The organism is Actinomadura sp. 3N407, from assembly GCF_052245875.1.
Lineage (GTDB): Bacteria > Actinomycetota > Actinomycetes > Streptosporangiales > Streptosporangiaceae > Spirillospora.
Genome location: NZ_JBQQBP010000005.1, coordinates 1 through 19,565 on the forward strand (window position 1 = coordinate 1; position 19,565 = coordinate 19,565).

General features: G+C 69.6%; 6 protein-coding genes. 5 read left to right on the forward strand and 1 reads right to left on the reverse strand.

Annotated elements, in window-relative coordinates:
- Both ACTWPP_RS13515 and ACTWPP_RS13520 read left to right on the forward strand, forming a co-directional pair.
- The coding region (locus tag ACTWPP_RS13515; RefSeq protein WP_443105099.1) for a TerD family protein at positions 1–111 on the forward strand (111 nt) is incomplete at its 5' end.
- Positions 112–754: 643 nt separating this feature from the next.
- Entirely contained in the window at positions 755–1,168 is a 414-nt protein-coding gene (locus ACTWPP_RS13520) for a nuclear transport factor 2 family protein (RefSeq protein WP_443104578.1), read from the forward strand.
- Here the strand turns inward: ACTWPP_RS13520 and ACTWPP_RS13525 are convergent.
- Complete coding sequence (locus ACTWPP_RS13525; protein ID WP_443104579.1) at positions 1,140–1,625, reverse strand: hypothetical protein; 486 nt, start codon at positions 1,623–1,625, stop codon at positions 1,140–1,142. The genes ACTWPP_RS13520 and ACTWPP_RS13525 overlap by 29 nt on opposite strands.
- A 717-nt stretch (positions 1,626–2,342) precedes the next feature.
- On the opposite strand from ACTWPP_RS13525, the gene ACTWPP_RS13530 reads away from it, so the two are divergent.
- Genes ACTWPP_RS13530 through ACTWPP_RS13540 form a run of 3 tightly spaced genes read left to right on the forward strand, consistent with a single transcriptional unit; the run spans position 2,343 to position 19,519 of the window.
- Positions 2,343–9,743, forward strand: a complete 7,401-nt coding sequence (locus ACTWPP_RS13530; protein ID WP_443104580.1) for a SpvB/TcaC N-terminal domain-containing protein — start codon at positions 2,343–2,345, stop codon at positions 9,741–9,743.
- A 52-nt stretch (positions 9,744–9,795) separates the two neighbouring features.
- Complete coding sequence (locus ACTWPP_RS13535) at positions 9,796–16,308, forward strand: neuraminidase-like domain-containing protein (RefSeq protein WP_443104581.1); 6,513 nt, start codon at positions 9,796–9,798, stop codon at positions 16,306–16,308.
- Positions 16,301–19,519: a hypothetical protein gene (locus ACTWPP_RS13540; protein WP_443104582.1), complete on the forward strand. Its 3,219-nt coding sequence runs from the start codon at positions 16,301–16,303 to the stop codon at positions 19,517–19,519. Before ACTWPP_RS13535 ends, ACTWPP_RS13540 begins: the two co-directional genes overlap by 8 nt.
- Positions 19,520–19,565 lie beyond the last annotated feature (46 nt).

Genomic DNA, 19,565 nt, shown 5'->3' on the forward strand with positions numbered 1-19,565 from the left:
GTCTTCGGCGAGCTGTACCGCAACGGCGCCGAGTGGAAGTTCCGGGCGACCGGGCAGGGCTACGCGTCCGGGCTGGGCGGTGTCGCCTCCGACTTCGGCGTCAGCATCTGATCACCGGCTGCTCGACCGCATTCTGAACCCCCCGATCGCTGAGGCGGGGATGGCGAGGGCGGGTAGCGGACGACGCGGCGTCCGCTACCCGCCCTCGGCCGCCCGTCCGGCGGGTAGGGATGACCTGCTTTCCCCAGAACCGGACCCCACATGTGCAAATGGTTTGTGGACGAGGGGCAAGTGCCACCATTTGCGCATATATTCGGCATTCCGGTCGGCGAACCAGTCCGGATCATGCTCGGTGTGTAATGCCACCCGTTGCAAGGGCGACTCGATTATGCCTCCGTGAGTGTCGTTTCGCCGGCACCCCTCCGCGCGGCTGGCACGGCCGTTTCAATCATGATGTGAGGCCGAGGATGGTGAAGGGCCGGCCCAGCGGGTTGCTTCGGTGATGTCAGTGCGTCCGGCCAGGCGTAGGGCGCCGATGGCCAGGTGGTGGTACCCGCGCGCACCCACTTCGCCGAAGCCCTCGGACGCCAACCGGTGGGCGTGCACTGCGACCCGGGTGAGCGGCCAACTCGGCTTCGCGGTCAGGCGTGCGGGCGTCTCTTCCACGACAGCCACCATACATCGTTGGCAGGACCAACGAATGAGTGTACAGTTGGCAATACCAATATTGGGGGCGCCAACGAAAGGGGACGTCATGTCCACGGAAACGCTGATCGCCGACCGTATCGAGATCGCCGACCTGTTCACCCGCCTCGCGCGTCTGCTCGACGAGGGGCGGTGGGACGATGTGGACACCGTCTTCACCGAAGATGTGGCGGTGCATTCGCCGCGCGGGGGCGAACTCCGCGGCATCGACAAGGTCGTCGACTTTATGCGACAGAGTGAGGTCGAGGGGCAGCACACCCAGCACACGACCACTGACCTGCTGGTGAACGTCGACGGCGACCAGGCGGCTGCCTCGGCGAACTCGCTGGTGTACTACTACCGCGACGGCCAGGCACCCCACTTCACAGGCGGCCTGCGACAGGCCTGCACCGCAGTGCGGACGCCGGCGGGCTGGCGACTCCGCGAGGTGCGGATCATGCCCGCCTGGACACGCGAGAACTGATCTCTCCGGGAGGCGCGGCCGCTTCCAGATCGCGAGTGCGGGTGACGTGCATGCTGCCACGAAGTGTCGCGGTCTGATCACATGCGGTGTCGCGCCTGATATGGAACGTAGCTCCACTACGACCGGGTCCTACCAAGGTCCACGTCGCAACGGAAGCTTCGTCGTGGCACGGTCTGTCATCACCGGTGGCGTCCAGCAGCCCGCCCGGTCCTCCGCCGCCGCCCGGTGCCCCGCCCCGGGGGCCGCCGGGGCCGTCGGCCGTGCGGCCGGGGCCGTTTCCCTGCCCGAAGTTCTGGGGTGGGGGGCCGGCGGCCGGGCCGCGGTTCCCGCCGAGGGCGCGCCCGCGCAGCACCCGGGCCGCGGCGAGGCCGGCCGCCGCGGCGAGACCGGCGGTGAGCAGGACGAGCGCGGCGGGCAGCAGCCAGGAGATCTGGCCGCCGATGACGGTCCCGAACATGCGGGCCCCATCCGGCGTCGTGGTTGGGGTTGCCGAGGCCGCCGGTCTCGTCGCCGTTGAGGCGGCCGAGCCCGTTGTAGCCAGCGTTGGGTGATCAGGAACGACTTCATCCGCAGCGCAGATCGCGACCTCATGGCCTGGCCAGTTCTCTCGGCTGATCACCGTTGACTCATGGAGGGTTGACCAAGGTTTTGCGCCCTGGTTCCGAGACCTGGGCATGGACACGCGGCGCGTCATCAACCACAGCACCTTGCCTCAATTAGCGTTGTAGGTATGGGAGACAAGCTCATGCCGGAGGAGCTCCTAGCTGCAACCGCCCGCCTCGTCACTGAGGCGGTCGACCAATCTCGCTCTCGCCGGTCATGTCGGGCATCTTACGGCGAGGGTGCCGACATTCCGGTGCCGCCGCATTGTGGGGCGGTGTCCGGATCATGCCACTAGTCAGCCTGCGATCACCTACTCGGCGGGACGATCTGGCACCGGGTGGCCACATGCTGTCACATCTGATTTGCAGCTTTACACGGGGTAACTGGGCGCTCATCGTAGGAATGCCACGCGAACGGGGTGAGATCGGGGGGGATTAGGGGCCGTTCCTGCCGTGGCCCGAACAACGGCTGGACGAAGTCTGCGATCCATAGGGTGACGGCGTTTTGCCATTCCTCGGAAGGGGGCAGCGGGGAAGCCGGGCCGTCGATCGGCCGGTCGCCTCGGGTCACGATGGAATCTCTGCACGCCGAAGACGCTCCACGGGAAGAACGGGGCGGGAAGCCCGCGATCATCCGGCCGCCGGCGGTCTCGCTGCCCAAAGGCGGCGGCGCAATTCGGGGGATCGGCGAGAAATTCGCGGCGGATCCGGTCAGCGGGACGGGGCGGCTGACCGTCCCCATCGCCACCAGCCCCGGCCGGTCCGGGTTCGGGCCGCAGCTCGTCCTCTCCTATGACTCGGGCACCGGCAACGGCCCGTTCGGTTTCGGCTGGTCACTCGGCCTTCCGCAGATCAGCCGCCGGACGGAGAAGGGGCTGCCGCGCTACGACGACGCGGCGGAGTCCGATGTCTTCGTTCTCGCCGGAGCCGACGATCTTGTCCCGGTTATCGCTTCCGATGGTGCTCGCTTCGAGGACGCGACCAGCGTTCCCGGCCATACCATTCATCGCTACCGGCCGCGCATCGAGAAGGATTTCGTCCGTATTGAGCGCTGGACGCGGAACGACGACGGCGACGTGCATTGGCGGACGCTGTCCAAGGACAACGTGCTCAATGTCTACGGGAAGGACATGCGATCCCGCATCGCCGACCCTGCGGACTCCCGGCGCGTTTTCACCTGGCTGCTCTGCGAGACCCGCGACGACAAGGGCAATGGCGTCGTTTACGAGTACAAACCGGACGACGGGACTGGTGTCGTCCTCGGCCAAGGGCACGAGAGCAATCGCGGTGGAATCGATGATCCGCGGCGAATGACCAACCGCTATATCAAGCGCATTCGTTACGGGAACCGGGTGCCGCTGCTCGATGACGACGGCCGCCGGCCGAGGATGCTCATCGGCGAGAAGATCGAGAACGCCGGGTGGATGTTCGAAGTGGTCTTCGACTACGGCGAGCACGACGCCGCCGTCCCGAGACCCGGCGATAGCGGCCCCTGGACGCATCGCGAAGACGCGTTCTCCTCCTACCGGGCCGGATTCGAGGTGCGCATCAATCGGCTGTGCCGCCGCGTGCTGTTGTTCCACCATTTCGAGCGCGAGGACGGAATCGGCGCCGACTGCCTCGTGCACTCCACCGACTTCACCTTCTCCCACGAGCTGGTGTACACGTTTCTGCGTGCGGTGACGCTGAACGGCTACAAGCGGCAAGGCGCCGGGTACCTCAGGCGCGGCATGCCCGCGGTCGAGTTCGACTACTCCCAGCCGGTCGTGCAGCGCACGGTGCACGATGTCGACGCCTCTGACCTGGAGAATCTGCCGATCGGGCTGGACGGCTCCGCCTACCAGTGGATCGACCTGTACGGCGACGGCGTCCCCGGCGTTCTCACCGAACAGAGCGGCGCCTGGTTCTACAAGAGGAACCTCAGCCCGATCGACTCGCGGCAGGTCGGTCTCGCGCCGATGCAGCGCGCGGACAGCAAACCCAATGTCACCTTGGCCGAGGGACATGCGCAGTTCATGGACTTGGCCGGAGACGGGTTGACCGATGTCGTCAAGTTGGACGGACCCGTGCCGGGCCTTTACGAGAACGACGGCGATCGAGGGTGGGAGCCCTTCCGTCCTTTCGAGCTACGGCTCAACCGTGGCGCGGACGACCCGAGCGTGAGATTCGTCGACCTGACCGGCGACGGCCTCGCGGATGTGCTGATCAGCGAAGACGACGCTTTCGTATGGCACGGCTCCATGGGGGAGCAGGGCTTCGGACCGGGCCGCCGAGTCCGTCAGGCGCTCGATGAGAATGCCGGTCCGCGGCTGGTTTTCGCTGACGCCGCCCAGTCCGTTCATCTGGCCGACATGTCCGGCGACGGCCTTACCGATCTGGTGCGGATCCGCGATGGCGAGGTCTGCTACTGGCCGAACCTCGGTTACGGCCGCTTCGGTGCCAAGGTCAGCATGGACGACGCGCCCCACTTCGACCAACCGGACCAGTTCGACCACCGTCGCGTCCGGCTCGCCGACATCGACGGCAGCGGCACGACCGACATCATCTACCTGCACCGGGACGGCGTGCGCCTCTACTTCAACCAATGCGGAAACAGTTGGAGTGCACCGCAGCCTTTGCCCGGCTTCCCGCAGTTGGACGACGTCGCCTCGGTGAGGCCCGTCGATCTGCTCGGTAACGGCACCGTCTGCCTGGTGTGGTCGTCGCCCCTGCCGGGCGATGCGCGGCGACGGGTGCGTTACGTGAATCTGATGGGCGACCAGAAGCCGCACCTGCTGGTCAGGATGGTCAACAACCTCGGCGCGGAAACGCGGATCGGCTATGCCCCGTCCACCAAGTTCTCGCTGCAGGACGAATACGCGGGCAAACCTTGGACCACCAGGCTTCCGTTTCCCGTGCACGTGGTCGAGCGGGTCGAGACCGTCGATGCGATCAGCGGCAACCGCTTCGCCACCCGCTACGCCTACCACGACGGCTATTTCGACGGGCATGAGCGCGAATTCCGCGGCTTTGGCATGGTCGAGCAGACGGACACGGAAGAGCTGACCGTGCTTACCGGCAACACCGTCCCGCCGATACTCACCAAGACCTGGTTCCACACCGGCGGACGTCAAGACACCGTCCTGGCGCCCGGCCTGAGCGTCGACGAGGAACGCGAAGCCCGCCGCGCGCTCAAAGGCTTGGTGCTGCGCCAGGAGATCTACGGGCTTGACGGCTCGGATCGGGCGGACGCCCCCTACACCGTCACCGAGCAGAACTTCACCGTCCGGCCCATGCAGCGGAAGGGCGAGAACCGTCACGCGGTGTTCTTCCCGCACGCCCGCGAAACCATCAACCACCATTACGAGCGCAATCTGGCCGACCCGCGGACCGGCCACACGCTGACCCTCGAAGTGGACGATTTCGGCAACGTCCTGCGAGCGGCGACCGTCGCCTACGGGCGCCGGCAACCGGACGCGCGTCTTCCCGCCGCGGACCAGGAGAAGCAGAGCCGGACTCTCATCACCCACACTGAGAGCCGCGTCACGAACGCCATCGACACCGCGGACGATCACCGCACGCCAACACCATGCGAAGCGCGGACCTACGAGCTGACCGGCTTCGAGCCACCGGCCGATCGGGAACGCTACACATCCACCGAGATGCTGGACGCGGGAGCGGTTGCGACCGCCATCGCATTCGAGGAGTCACCGAGCCCGGGCACGCTGCAAGAGCGCCTTATCGAGCAGGTACGCACCATCTATCGCCGCGACGATCTCACCGGCGACTTGCCGCTGGGCACGGTGCAACCAAGAGCCCTGCCCGCAGCGAATTACCAACTGGCCTTCACCCCGGGACTGGTCACCGCCGTCTATGGCGACCGAGTCGGCGACGCGATGCTCGAAACGGACGGCGGCTACGTCCACAGCGGAGGCGACGCCAACTGGTGGATCCCCTCAGGCCGGGTCTTCTACTCGCCGGCGGGCGCGGACACCGCCGCACAAGAACTCGACCACGCGCGGCGGCATTTCTTCCTCCCGCACCGTTTCCGGGATCCATTCCACGCCGACACCTCGGTGACCTACGACACCCACGACCTCCTGCCGCAGGAAACACGCGGCGCGCTCGGAAACCGGACCACAGCAGCCAACGACTACCGGGTTCTCCAACCTCGCCTGGTGACGGACCCGAACGGCAACCACACCGAAGTCGCCTTCGACGCCCTCGGCCTGGTCGTGGGCACGGCGCTGATGGGCAAGCCCGCCCCGGCCGCCCCGGAAGGCGACTCCCTGGACGGCTTCAACGCCGACCTGACCGAGGACGCCATCGTGAGCCACCTGACCGATCCGCTGGCCGCGCCGCATTCGCTCCTACGCCGCGCGACCACGCGGCTCGTCCACGACCTGTTCGGCTACCAGCGCACCAAGGACCAGCCACACCCGCAGCCCGCCGTGACCGTCACGCTGGCCCGGGAGACCCACGACAGCGATTCGGTCCCGGACGGTGGGCTGAGGATCCAGCAGTCGTTCGCCTACTCCGACGGGTTCGCCCGGGAGATCCAGAAGAAGACACGGGCCGAACCGGGGCCGCGGACCGGCCCGCGCTGGACGGGAACCGGCTGGACGATCTTCAACAACAAGGGCAAGCCAGTCCGCCAGTACGAGCCGTTCTTCACCGACACGCACCGCTTCGAGCCAGACGTGCGCGTCGGCGTCGGCCCGCTGCTCTGCTACGACCCGGCCGAACGCGTCGTCGCCACCCTGTATTCCGATCACACCTGGGACAAGGTCGTCTTCGACGCGTGGCGGCAGGAGACCTGGGACGTCGGCGACACCGTCCTGATCGCCGATCCCGCGGCCGATCCCGATGTGGGCGGCCACTTCCGCCGGATGCCGTCCACCGAATACCTGCCGACCTGGCACGGGCAGCGCGAAGGCGGCGGGCTCGGGGAGGCGGCGCAGCTCGCCGCCCGGAAGTCGGCCGTCCACGCGGGGACGCCGACCGTCGCCCATGCCGACACGCTCGGACGCGCCTTCCTCACGGTCGCCCAGAACCGGTCCCAGTACAGCGGGACGCCGGCGCCTGCAGAGGCGTTCCACCACACTCGGGTCGTCTTCGACATCGAGGGCCTTCAGCGGGAGCTCATCGACGCCAAGGACCGCGTCGTCATGCGTTACGACTACGACCTGCTCGGCGGCCGCGTCCACCAGGTCAGCATGGAAGCAGGAGAACGCTGGACGCTGAACGACGTCACGGGAAAGCCGATCTACAGCTGGGACGGCCGCGGCCATCGCGTCAGAACCGTCTACGACGCCCTGCGACGTCCGACCGCCACGCTGTTGCGTGCCGACGACGGCACCGAAGTGATGGTGGGACGCACCGTCTACGGGGAGGACAGCCCGGACGCGGAGGCCGCCAACCTGCGGGAAAAGGTGGTCCAGGTATTCGACCAGGCGGGCGTCGTCACCAGCGGCCCGTACGACTTCAAGGGAAACCTGCTCCGCAGTCGACGCCAATTGGCGGCGAACTTCAAGACTGCCCTGGATTGGTCCGGCGACGTTCCGCTGGACACGACGGTCTTCACCACGGCCACCCGCCGAGACGCCCTCAACCGCACAACCGAGCTGACCGCTCCCGACAACAGCGTCGTCCGCCTCCGGTACAACGAGGCGAACCTGCTCGACGCGGTGTACGCCAATCTCCAAGGCGCCCAGCAGGACGGTCAGCCCGTCTGGACGCCATTCGTCCGCAATATCGACTACGACGCAAAAGGTCAACGGTCGGCGGTCGAATTCGGCAACGGAGCGACGACCACCTACACCTACGACCCGCTCACCTTCCGCCTGGTGCACCTGCTCACCCGCCGCGACGAAGTCGCATTCTCCGACGACTGCCCACCATCGGCAGGCTCACCCGGCTGCCAGATACAGAACCTCCATTACACCTACGACGCCTCCGGGAACATCGTCCACATTCGCGACGACGCGCAGCAGACGTTGTTCTTCCGCAACCGTCGCGTGGAGCCGAGCGCCGAATACACCTACGACGCCCTGTCATGGCTGATCGAAAGTACGGGCCGCGAGCATGTGGGACAGGTCGGCGGCGCACCGATGCCGCACTCCCATAACGACGCTCAGCGGACGGCGCTCCCGCATCCGGGAGACGGCCAGGCAATGGCCACGTACAGGGAGCGCTACGTCTACGACGAGGCAGGCAACATCGTCGAGCTTTCCCATCACGGGGGAGACGCCGCAAACCCCGGGTGGCGCCGCACCTACGCCTATGACGAGCCCGGCCTCCTGCGACCGGCCCTGCCCAGCAACCGCCTGACCAGCACAACCGTGGGGACCACGACCGAGACCTACAGCGTCGACGGAACGGGCTACGACGCCAACGGCAATATGCTGCGAATGCCGCAACTGCAACAGCTGGAATGGGACTTCAAGAACCAGTTGCGCATGACCGCACGCCAGAACGAGCGCACCTTCTACGTTTACGACGCCGACGGGCAGCGAATCCGCAAGGTCACCGAATCGGCCACCGGTTCGGTCAAGGACGAGCGGATCTACCTGGGCGGCTTCGAAATCCACCGGCGGCAAGGACCGAACCCGCTGGTCCACGAAACACTGCACATTCAAGGTGACGGGCAACGCATCGCCCTCGTCGAGACGCGCACACAAGGCGACGGCCCGCCGCAGCTCGTCAGATACCAGTTCGGCAACCACCTGGGCTCCGCCGTCCTGGAACTGGACGACACCGCCCAAATCATTTCCTACGAGGAGTTCACACCGTACGGAAGTACGTCCTACCAGGCGGTCCGCGCGCAGACCGAAGTGCCGAAACGCTACCGCTTCACGGGCAAGGAGCGAGACGAGGAAAGCGGCCTCTACTACCACGGAGCCCGCTACTACGCGCCTTGGCTGGCGCGCTGGGCGAGCTGCGACCCGATCCTCGCCCGCGAATATGCGCACCCTTATGCCTTCGTGGCCAACAACCCGGTCAAATCCACCGATCCGAACGGGGCCGAAGAGAAGAAGCCGGCGGCCACGGGCGCGTACACGATGCCGCCGAACAGGGCGGACATGGGCACCCTCATACACAAGATCGTGCTGAACACGATCGCGCTCCGACTCGCCGTGCGAGGCGTGTCCAGCCTGGTGGAAAGGGAGACCCTTCCCGGCGGGTCCAAGAATATGAAGACGGACCACAGGGGTTCCGTCGACCTCGCGGTGCTCCTGCCTGACAAAGCGACGCCGGGCGCCTACGACGCGCACCTCTACGAACTGAAGCCGCGCAATCCCGATAAATATCAGGACTACGTGTCGGAAGTCGACCACTATACCGACTACTTTCCTCGTGAAGTGGATGGCAAGCTGATATCGCGCGCCGAGATCGGAATAGCCATGGCCGCCGCCTCGAAGGTCGACCCGGCCATCTTCGAACCCATCGTCATCCGCGACAAGTCCCTCGAAGTCACGATCCATTTCGACCTGGCCCGCGACAACAACAACCAGCCGATCAAAGGGCTGCTCGTCTACGACGTCGGCGTCCGCCGCAGGCGTCCCGGCGAGGACGACAGCGTCGCGGGCGTCAAGGCGATGCTGAAGACGAGCATCAACCAGACGGCCGACGCGCAGGCGCACGGGATGGTCAGGGCCAGCGTGATGGCCGGCGGGATCATCAACACGGCGAACGCGGCAGCGCAACTGTTCATCCTGGGCGGCGCAGTCGCCGTCGGCGCCGCCGCCGGGTCCGCCGAGGTCACCGGGGCGGGCGGCGTGGGGACCGCCGGAACCGCCGGGACGGGCGGCGCGGCCGCCGGTGCGGAGACGGCCGCGACCGGCGCGGGAACGACCGGCATCCGCATCGCGACCGGCGTGCGGATAGCCGAGGGCGTGGGCCAGTCCACGCGAATTCGAGTCGCCACCGAAGTGGTGGAGGAATTGGCGGAGGAATCGGTCGAGGTGCTCAAGCGATTGTCGGTGCCACGTTAGCCATGCGGAAAAATACCGGTGAGGCCGGAACTGAGCGGAGGCGGTGGGTCTCATGACGACGTCCGATGCGGCGGGCGAGAGGTTCGAGGTCTGCGGGACGGTGCACGACGACACGGGAACTTCCGTCACCTCCGGCGTCGCCGTGCAGGTGTTCGACCTGCGCCTCGGCGGCGAGCACCCGGTCGGCACGGCAGAGGTCGGGCCGGACGGCGCCTTCGCGCTGGCCTTCGACCCGGAGCAGGCCCGGTCGGCGCCAGGCGCGAGCCTGGACCTCGTCGTGGGGGTCACCCGGACGTCGGCGCCGGAACCCGAGGTGATCGCCAGGACGGCGCCGCGCTTCGACGCGGGCCCGCGCGAACGCTTCGATGTCGTCCTCCCGCCCGGCGCGCTGCCCGCCGCCAGCGAGTACACGCGCCTCGTCACCGACATCGGCCGCGGCCTGGCCGATTCGGGCGCGCGAGAACTCGGCCTGGCCGGTTTCGTGGAGGACGCCGAGCGCCAGGACGTGACGTTCGCCGCCGCCAAGAGCGGATGGGACGCCCGCGCCGTCGCCATGGCGTCGCTCGCCGACCGGGAGGCCGCGAGTACCGGCCTCCCCGCGCCGTTGCACTACGCGCTCTACCGCGCCGGACTGCCCGCGGGCCCGCGGCTGTGGGCGCTCGCGCCGTCCAGCGTGATCGAGACCGTCTGGGCGCGCGCAGCCGACCAGGGGATCATCGAGCCGGACCTGATGGCGGACGTCCCCGCGAGCCTCGACACGGCCCGCGACCTCGCCGGGAGCGCCGTCCTCGACCTGCCCACAGGCGTCGGCGACGGGAGGCTCGACGACCTGCTGCGCTCCGCCCTGCCCGACGAGGACGACCGGCGCCGCTTCGCCCACATCTACCGCGAGCACCGCGACGCGCCCGAGACCCTGTGGACGCAGGTCGGGGAAGAATTCCCGGACGGCGCAGACCGGCTGCGGCTCGACGGCGAGCTGGCCGCCCTGACCCGCAACAACGCCCCGCTGATCGCCAAGCTTCGCGACGAGACCGCCCCGTCGCGGGTCGGCGATCTCGCCGCCGCCGGCTACCACCGCGCGGACCGCTGGCGGCGGGACCTCACCCCGGACGTGCCGGTCCCCGACGACGTCCCCGGCGAGGACGAGGACTCCAGGCGCGACGCCTACGCGGCGATACTGGCCGAGGAGCTGCGGCTGCGCCGTCCCACCGCCGTGCTGGCCGCCGAGGTCGCCGACGGGACGGTCCCGGTCGGCGGCCCGGAGGGCACCGGCCGCGCGGTGGCGGAGTTCCTCACCGGCAACGACGACCGGTTCGAGCTGGCCCTGCATCCCGTCGACGACTTCCTCGGCGAGCAGGCGATCGAGCTGGCGCCGCCCGTCCGGGACGAGGTCGCCGCCCTGCAGCGGGTCGTCGCCGTCGCGCCGAACCCGGACGCGCTGCGCGGGCTGCGCACGCTCGGCTTCGACTCCGCCCAGGCGGTCGCCGCGCACGGCGAGACGGAGTTCGTCGAACGGTTCGGCGACGCGCTGGGCGGCGCCGACGTCGCCCGCGAGACGTTCCGTCGCAGCGACCAGATCCACAGCGCCACCCTCGCGACGGCCACCAGCTTCCTGGTGGGCAGGGCGGCGCCCGAGGTGTTCGCGGTGCCGAGCGGCGGACCGGCCGCCGCGTCCGGCCCCGGCGCCCGGGCCCTCGCCGTGGCGGAGACCGCGGGCCTGGCGGAGGTGCGCAGGCTGCCGAACCTGGAGACGCTGTTCGGGCCGGGCGACACGGGCGCTTGCGAGCATTGCGAGTCGGTTCTGAGCCCGGCCGCCTACCTGGTCGACCTGCTCGAATTCCTGGACGTCGAACCGGCGCCGGCCGGGCGCAAGCCCCTGGACGTCCTGCTGGAGCGCCGTCCCGACCTGCAGCACATCGCGCTGAGCTGCGAGAACACCGAGGTCGAGCTGCCGTACGTCGACCTGGTGAACGAGATCCTGGAGCACGTCGTCGTCCACGCCTCGATCGACGGATACGAAGGACACGACGTGGAGCCCGGCACCGGCACGGCCGAGCTGCTCGCCTCACCGCAGTTCGTGGACGAGGCCGCCTACGCCGTCCTGCGCACCGCCTCCTACCCGCTGCGGCTGCCGTGGGACCAGCGCCTGGCCGCCCTCCGCGCCTACCTCGCCCAGGCGGACGTGAGCCTCGCGGACGCGATGGCCATGCTGGCCGCCGACGACGCCAACGGACGGTCGTGGAGCGACATCGTCCGTGAACGGACGGGAATCAGCCCGGCCGAACGGGACCTGTTGTGCAAACCGGCGGTGACGGCACAGGCCCTCTACGGCGACGACCCGGCGCGGGTGACGGAGGCACAGCTCGTGAACGGCGTCGGCAACGCGACCCGGCTCGCCCGCCGCCTGGGCCTCACACCCACCGAGCTCGTGGCCCTGCTCCGGACGCGGTTCGTCAACCCCGACGCCGGGCTCCTGGTCCTGCTCGGCACGCTCCGCGTCGGGCTCCCCGCGATCGGGGGCCTGCACGACGGGACGATCTCACCGGCGCAGTTCCGGGCGTCGCTCCCGCCGAACCTCGACACCGCGCCGTTCGGCGGGGACGTCGTCGCGTGGCTCGCCGCCCATCACGACCAGATCATGAACATCGTCGTCCTGACAGATCCCAGCGGGAAGGAGCCCCCGGCCGGCGACTCGACGGGCGCGTTCGCGTCGCTGGAACTGCGGCGGGCGCTGCCCGACCCGGCGCGCAACCGGCTCCGCGCCGTCGACCTGCTGGCGATCGCGCGGTTCGTCCGGCTGCGGGCGCGGCTCGGCTGGAGCATCGAGCGCACCGACGAGGTGGTCGCCGCGCTCTGGCCCGCCCCGATCGCGCCCACGGCGTCCGCCGACGAGGTCCGGCGCGCGCTCGACACCGGCTTCGACACCGTCCTGGTCAGGCTCGGGCACCTGCTGACCGCGGTGGACCGGCTCGGACTCGACACGGAGGCCGACCTGCCGTGGCTGCTCGGCTGTTTCGCGCCGCTGGGCGAGCGTGGCCCGGACGCCCCGTATCGCGCGCTGTTCCTCACGTCCACGCTGCTCGGTGCGGACCCGGTTTTCGGCCCCGGCCCGGACGGCAGCCCACCCGCACGACCGGACGCCAAGCTCCTCGAACACGCCCCTGCGTTGCAGGCGGCGCTGAAGCTGACCGCCGACGAGTTCGCCGTCGTCGTGCAAGCGGCGGGCGTCGGCCAGGCGACACCGTTGTCGGTCGCGTCGGTCAGCCTCCTGTTCCGTTACGGATACCTGGCCCGCGTCCTGCACATCGGCGTCACCGAGCTGGTCGGCCTCATCGAGGCGACCGGCTGGAAGCCCTTCGCCCCGCTCGACGGGCCCGACCCCGACTTCCTGAAGCTCGTGCGGCTCGCACAGTCGATCCGGGACTCCGGCCTTCCCGTCGGACGCCTCGTGGCGCTCGCACGCGGCACCCGAGACGGTGGCCCGGACGCGGCGATCATGGCAGTGCTCCGCTCGGTGCGCACCGCGCTCGCCGATCCCCGCGCACCGTCCGGCGGGCAGTGGAGCGACTCGGCCCTGCGGACCCTCCTGACATCGGTGTTCGACCCGGACGTCACCGACGCGTTCCTCGGCCTGCTCGCCGGGACCTCGACCTACACGACCGCCTACCACCAGGACCGGCCGGAACTTCCCGAACCGGTGCGGACGGCCGCACCGGGCCTGGCGTACGACGCGACACGTTCGCTGCTGATCCATCGCGGCGTCCTCACCCCGGAGGCGGCCGCCGCGGTGACGGCCCTGCCCGGCCTTCCGGCGGGCCTGGTCGGCGCCGTCACGACGCTGGTCAACGCCGGGCAGGCCGAGTACCTGCCGCTGCTGCGCGCCCATCCGGTCTTGGATCGGCGCTGGCGGGCCTGGTCCAGCACACCCGCCGATCAGGGCGACGAGGCCCGGCGGACGGCGCTGGGCACGGCGCTGCTGGAGGAACTGCGTCCCGGCCTGCGACGCCGCAGGCTGGGCGAGGCGTTCGGCGCCGCGACCGGCACGGAACCCGAGGCCCTGGCCGCCTTCGTCGGGGACGCCGTCGCCATGCCGGGCTCGGCGCCGCAGCGGTCGGCGGGCGACGACCTCGCCGCCGTGACCGCCACCGGTCTGAACGTCCGCTTCTGGGCGGGCGCGGCGGCCGGGCCGTCCGCGGGCGCTCCGACACGGACGACGATCGCCCCGGAGGTCGACTACGGGCCGGGCGCGGCCGATCTCCGCCAGGCGGCCGGAGTTTCGAGCGGAATACTCAGCGGAATCTGGGCCGCGTTCGTCGACCCGGCGATATCGGGCGCCTACACACTGGCAATCGAGGCGGACGGCTCCGCGGTCACGCTCCAGATCGACGGCCGGGACGTCCCTCTCCGACGTGAGAACGGCATCTGGACGACGCAAACCCCGGTCGATCTCATTACTGGCCGCCCGGCACGGCTCGAACTGACCGTGACCGGCCTGACCGCAACGCTGCGACTGCGATGGCATGCCGATGGAGTCGGCCAAGTAGTACTTCCCGGTGACGCATGCTGCCCCGCGGACGCCGTCGAGGCGTTCACCAGCGGCTACCGTCGCCTCCTCACGGGCCTGGAACTGGCGACGGCGTTCGGGCTCTCAATCCGAGAGCTGCACGTGCTGGCCCGCGCACCGGAACACCGCGTCAACGACGTCGGCTGGCTCTCCGCGGTGCCCGCTCCCGCGAGCCCGGCCGCCTCGCTGACGCTTGTCCAGGCAGTCGCCGACCTCGCCGGTTACCGGCGGCTGTGTGAGCGCTGGACGGTCACCGCGCTCGCTGACCTGCTCGACGACTCCGTCCCCGGCCCGCCCGAGGAGCGCATCGCCGCACTGAATGGCGTCACCCCGCCCGTCGTGAACGAAATCGCAACCCACCTAGGCGTGGACGCCGCCGCGCTCCACAGCCTGAAAGGCCTGCAACGAGTGGCCGACGTGCTGGATCTGGCACGCACCGTCGCATTGCCAGTGAGCACGCTCGCGAGAACACTCCGCACCACCCCGTCGGCCCAGGACGTCCGCGATGTAAGAGACGGCATCCGCGCCCGCTACGACGACGCGGCATGGACGGAGGTAGTCCGCCCCATCCACGACGGGCTGCGCCGGGCAGCCCGCGACGCCCTGGTCGCGAGGGTCCTGCATCAGGAGAACCCTGACCCGGACCTGGCCGTGGACGAGATCGCCGGTCGTTTCACCAGCCCCGACCAGCTCTACGAGAAGCTGCTCATCGACGTGCAGATGGAACCCTGCATGACGACGTCCCGCATAGCGCAGGCGATCTCGGCGGTGCAGCTGTTCGTCGCGCGGCTCCTGCTCAACCTCGAACCCGAGGTCTCGCCCCGGTCGATCGACCCGCAGCGCTGGGAGGCGATGAAGCGCTACCGGATCTGGGAGGCCAACCGCCGGGTGTTCCTGTTCCCGGAGAACTGGCTCGACCCGGAGCTGCGCGACGACAAGTCGCCGTTCTTCCGCGAGGTGGAGTCGGAGCTGCTCCAGTCCGACATCACCGACCAGGCGGCGGCCACCGCGCTCGGGCACTACCTGGAGCGGCTCGACGAGGTGGCCACCCTGGAGATCGCCGGGATGCACATGGACGAGCGCGTCGCGGCCGGCACCGGCGTCCCCGACCCGATCGTGCACGTCATCGGCCGCACGTCCGGGGCGAAACGCGGCTACTTCCACCGCACCTTGGACGGGACGTGGCGCCCCTGGGAGCCGGTCAACGTCGATGTCACCGACGACCCCGTGCTCCCCGTCATCTGGAAGGGCCGGTTCCTGCTGTTCTGGCTGAAGGTCGCCAAGCAGCCCGACGCCCGCCAGCCCGGCCCGTTCGCGTCGTCCGCGCCGAAGGAGACCCGGCTGGGCGACCTGTCGCTGGGCGACCTGAGCCTGCGCGCGACGGCGACGCTGACCGTGAGCCTGTTCTGGAGCGAGTACTACAACGGCCGGTGGCAGTCGCCGCGCACGTCCGACCCCGACCGGCCGATCGACCTGGGCGCCGAGTTCAGCGTGATCGGCGACCCGCTGTCGCTCCGCCTGGCCTCGGAGATCGAGAGCGACGCCGCCGGGGTCCGCGACAGCCTCGGCATCATCGTGCTGAACCCGAGCCCGGGCGGCACCGGCAACTCGCACTTCCGCCTCTACACCACGCACAGCCTGCCCGTCCGCAAACAGGACGACACCGCGGGCTCGCCCGGGTTCCCCGCCGACCGGCAGTTCTCCAGCTCCGGCCCGCTCGTCGTCAGCTACCGCGACGATCCGTTCCACGATCTGACGGTGCTGCGCAAGAGCCAGTCGCCGTACCGGGCCATCGGGCCGATGCACCGGCTCAAAGATCCGCACCGGGCGCCGTTCTTCTTCCAGGACAGCCGGCACGTCTTCTACGTCCATCCCGATCCGGCCGATCCGGTGCCGCTCCACACGTTCGGGATCTTCCCCGAGCCGGTGGCGGCGCCGCCGGTCTTCCCCGACCTGGACACGGTCACCGCGTTCGAGAGCGAGAGGCTCCGCCATGGCTGAGACGAAGTCCTTCGTGTTCCAGAACCACTTCCACCCGTATGTGGGGATGCTGGTGGAGCGCCTCAACCAGCAGTCGGTGGACGGCCTGCTCGACCTGGCCGTCCAGCAGGTGTCCGAGCCGTTCTTCGACCGGATCTACGACCCGAACGATCCGTCCGCGCCCGGTGAGGACGACAGCTTCACGGTCAGCTATTTCCCGAAGAACATCGACGTCGGGGAGGCCGGCCCGTATTCGGTCTACAACTGGGAGCTGTTCTTCCACGCCCCGGTGACCATCGCGGTGCACCTGAGCAAGAACCAGCGCTTCGCCGAGGCGCAGCGCTGGTTCCATCACGTCTTCGACCCGACGGAGACCGATCCTTCCGTGCCCGTCCCCGACCGGTTCTGGAAGTTCGTCAGGTTCCGCGATCCGCAGCCGGGAGACATGCCGCGGGTGGACGAACTCGTGGCCGTGCTGAGCCGCCCGCCGTCCGAACTGGGCCCCGAGGAGCGGATCCTGCTGGCCTCCGCCGCGCTCAGCTACGAGGCGCTGCGCCGCGCGCCCTTCCAGCCGCACCGGGTCGCCCGGACGCGGGTCGTGGCCTACCAGTACTACGTGGTGATGAAGTACCTGGAGAACCTCATCGCCTGGGGCGACAGCCTCTTCCGCCTCGACACCGCGGAGTCGATCAACGAGGCGACCCAGCTGTACGTGCTGGCCGGGAACATCCTGGGGCCGCGCCCGGCGGAGGTGCCCCGGCACCGGTCCGCACCACGGATGAGCTACCGCCAGCTCAAGGAGGCCGGCCTCGGCGCGTTCGGGAACGCGCTGGTCGAGCTGGAGAATCAGCTCCCGTTCGCGCGGACGCCGCCGCCCGGGGCCGACGGGGCCGGGACGGGCGGTACCGCGCTGCTCGGCATCGGGCGCAGCCTCTACTTCTGCGTGCCGCGCAACGACCAGCTCGTCGGCTACTGGGACGCCGTCGCCGACCGGCTGTTCAAGATCCGCAACTGCCAGGACATCACCGGGACGGCCCGCCGGCTCGCGCTGTTCGCGCCCGCGCTCGACCCGGGCCTGCTGTCCCGCGCCACCGCTGCGGGTGTCGACGTCGCCGGTGCCGTCGCCGGGACCAGGGCGCCCGCGTCGCCGGTGCGGGCCGCGCTGCTGATCCAGAAGGCGCTGGAGATCACGGCGGAGGTCAAGTCGGCCGGGGCGGCGCTGCTGTCGGCGATGGAGCGGCGCGACGGCGAGGAGCTGGCCCGGCTCCGGCAGGGGCACGAGATCGGCATGGCCCGGCTCAACCGCGACGTCCGGTTCCTCGCCTGGAAGGAGGCCGAGGCGAACACCGAGGCGCTGCTGCGCGGCCGGGCCGCGACGTTCGCCCGCTATCGGCACTTCCAGCTGCTGCTCGGCCGTCCCGAATCCGAGGTCGACCGGCTGCGCGATGTCGGCCTCACCCGGCTGCCCGTGACCGAGGAGAACTTCGCCGAGGTGCTCCAGCAGCTCGTCGGCCGGTACGCGGTCGCGATCGCGCAGGAGAGCCGGCCTGCCCCGCGGCTCGCGCGCGACGGCGACCCGCAGGTCCAGGCCGGCGCGCAGAGCCAGGGGTCGCTGGACCTGATCCCCAACGAGTACGCCGAGCTGAACATCCACATGCCCGCGGCGCGGGACAGGCAGCGGGAGGCCACCAACGTCGACATCACCTACGGGGTGCTCGGCATGCTGCCGAACCTGGGCCTCGACATCGAGCCGTTCGGCGTCGGCGGGCACGTCGAGTTCGGTGGGCCGCTGCTGTCCGCGGTGGGCCGTACGCTCGCCTCCGCCCTTCGCGGTGCCGCCGACCAGGACGTCTACGACGGCAGCCGGGCCGCCAAGATCGCCGGATACCAGCGGCGGGACCTCGACTTCGTCCAGCAGAGCAACCAAGCCGCGCTGGAGTTGATGCAGAACGGGCGCCAGCTCATCGCGTCCCTCCTGCACGAGCAGGTCGCGCGGCGCGACTACGGCGCGAGCCGCGACCAGATCGACCGGGCCGAGGCGGTGGACGCGTACCTGGCGTCGAAGGACACCAACACCGAGCTGTACACGTGGCTGTGCGGTGAGGTCGCCCGCAGCTTCGCCGAGCGGTACCGGACGGCGGTCGACGTCGCCCGCGCCGCCGAGCAGGCCGTCAAGCGGGAGCTGATGCGTCCCGAGATCGACGACGCGACGTTCATCGGGTTCTCGCACTGGGACACCGGCCGCCGCGGACTGCAGGCGGGGGAGCGCCTGCACCACGACCTCACCCGGCTGCAGCTCGCCTACATGGAGCACAACCGGCGCGAGTTCGAACTGACCACCCATGTGTCGCTGCGCATGCTCGACCCGCTGGCGCTGCTCGAACTGCGCTCGCGCGGGACGTGCCGGTTCACCGTCCCGGAATGGCTGTTCGACCTGGAGGCGCCCGGCCACCACATGCGCCGGATCCGCACGGTGGCGCTCAGCCTCCCCGCCGTGACCGGCCCGTACACGTCGGTCGCGGCCACCCTGTCGCTGCAGCGCAGCTCGATCCGCCGGGATCCCGGACTGCTCGACAACCGGTACACGCGGGCGCAGGGCGAAGACTCCCGATTCCTGGACTACCCGGGAGCCCTGGAATCGGTGGTGACCAGCACCGCCGACCGCGACGCCGGGCTGTTCGACGCGGGGACGCGCGACGACCGCTACCTGCCGTTCGAGGGCGCGGGCGCGATCAGCACCTGGGCGCTGAGCCTGCCCTCCGACCTGCGGACGTTCGACTACACGACCATTTCCGACGCCATTCTGCACATTAGTTATACGGCCCGTCCGGGGGTGCGGTCGGACGCCGTGGTCGCCGACCTGCGCGAACGGTTCGCGGCCGCGTCCTCGCAGCCCCTCGCCCGGTCGTTCAGCCTGCGCCATGACTTCCCGACCGAATGGGCGGCATTCCTGGCCGGTGGCCCCGGACTGTCGCTGCGCATCGAGAAGGGCTGGTTCCCGTACTTCACCCATTCCGCCACGCTCACGGTGATGGCGGTCGAGCTGTACGGGATCTCCGGCGACGAACTCGTGCGCGGCCCGTCGCCGGTGGCGCCCGACGCACTGCCCGCGCTGGCCGCCGAACTCGCCGCGGAGGGACGGTTCACCCTGTCCGTTCCCGCGGACGACACCGTCGTGCGCCGCGACCGCGCCGCCGACCCTTATCTCATCGTCCGCTACACGATCCGCTGATCCGCGCCCAAGGGAGGCCGATGCCGCGTGATGATTTTTGGGACGC

Excerpts from the sequence above, each read along its gene's own strand:
- ACTWPP_RS13525 (WP_443104579.1), bottom strand. The coding sequence starts at position 1,625 with ATGTTCGGGACCGTCATCGGCGGCCAGATCTCCTGGCTGCTGCCCGCC.
- ACTWPP_RS13520 (WP_443104578.1), top strand. The coding sequence starts at position 755 with ATGTCCACGGAAACGCTGATCGCCGACCGTATCGAGATCGCCGACCTG.
- ACTWPP_RS13540 (WP_443104582.1), top strand. The coding sequence starts at position 16,301 with ATGGCTGAGACGAAGTCCTTCGTGTTCCAGAACCACTTCCACCCGTAT.
- ACTWPP_RS13530 (WP_443104580.1), top strand. The coding sequence starts at position 2,343 with ATGGAATCTCTGCACGCCGAAGACGCTCCACGGGAAGAACGGGGCGGG.
- ACTWPP_RS13535 (WP_443104581.1), top strand. The coding sequence starts at position 9,796 with ATGACGACGTCCGATGCGGCGGGCGAGAGGTTCGAGGTCTGCGGGACG.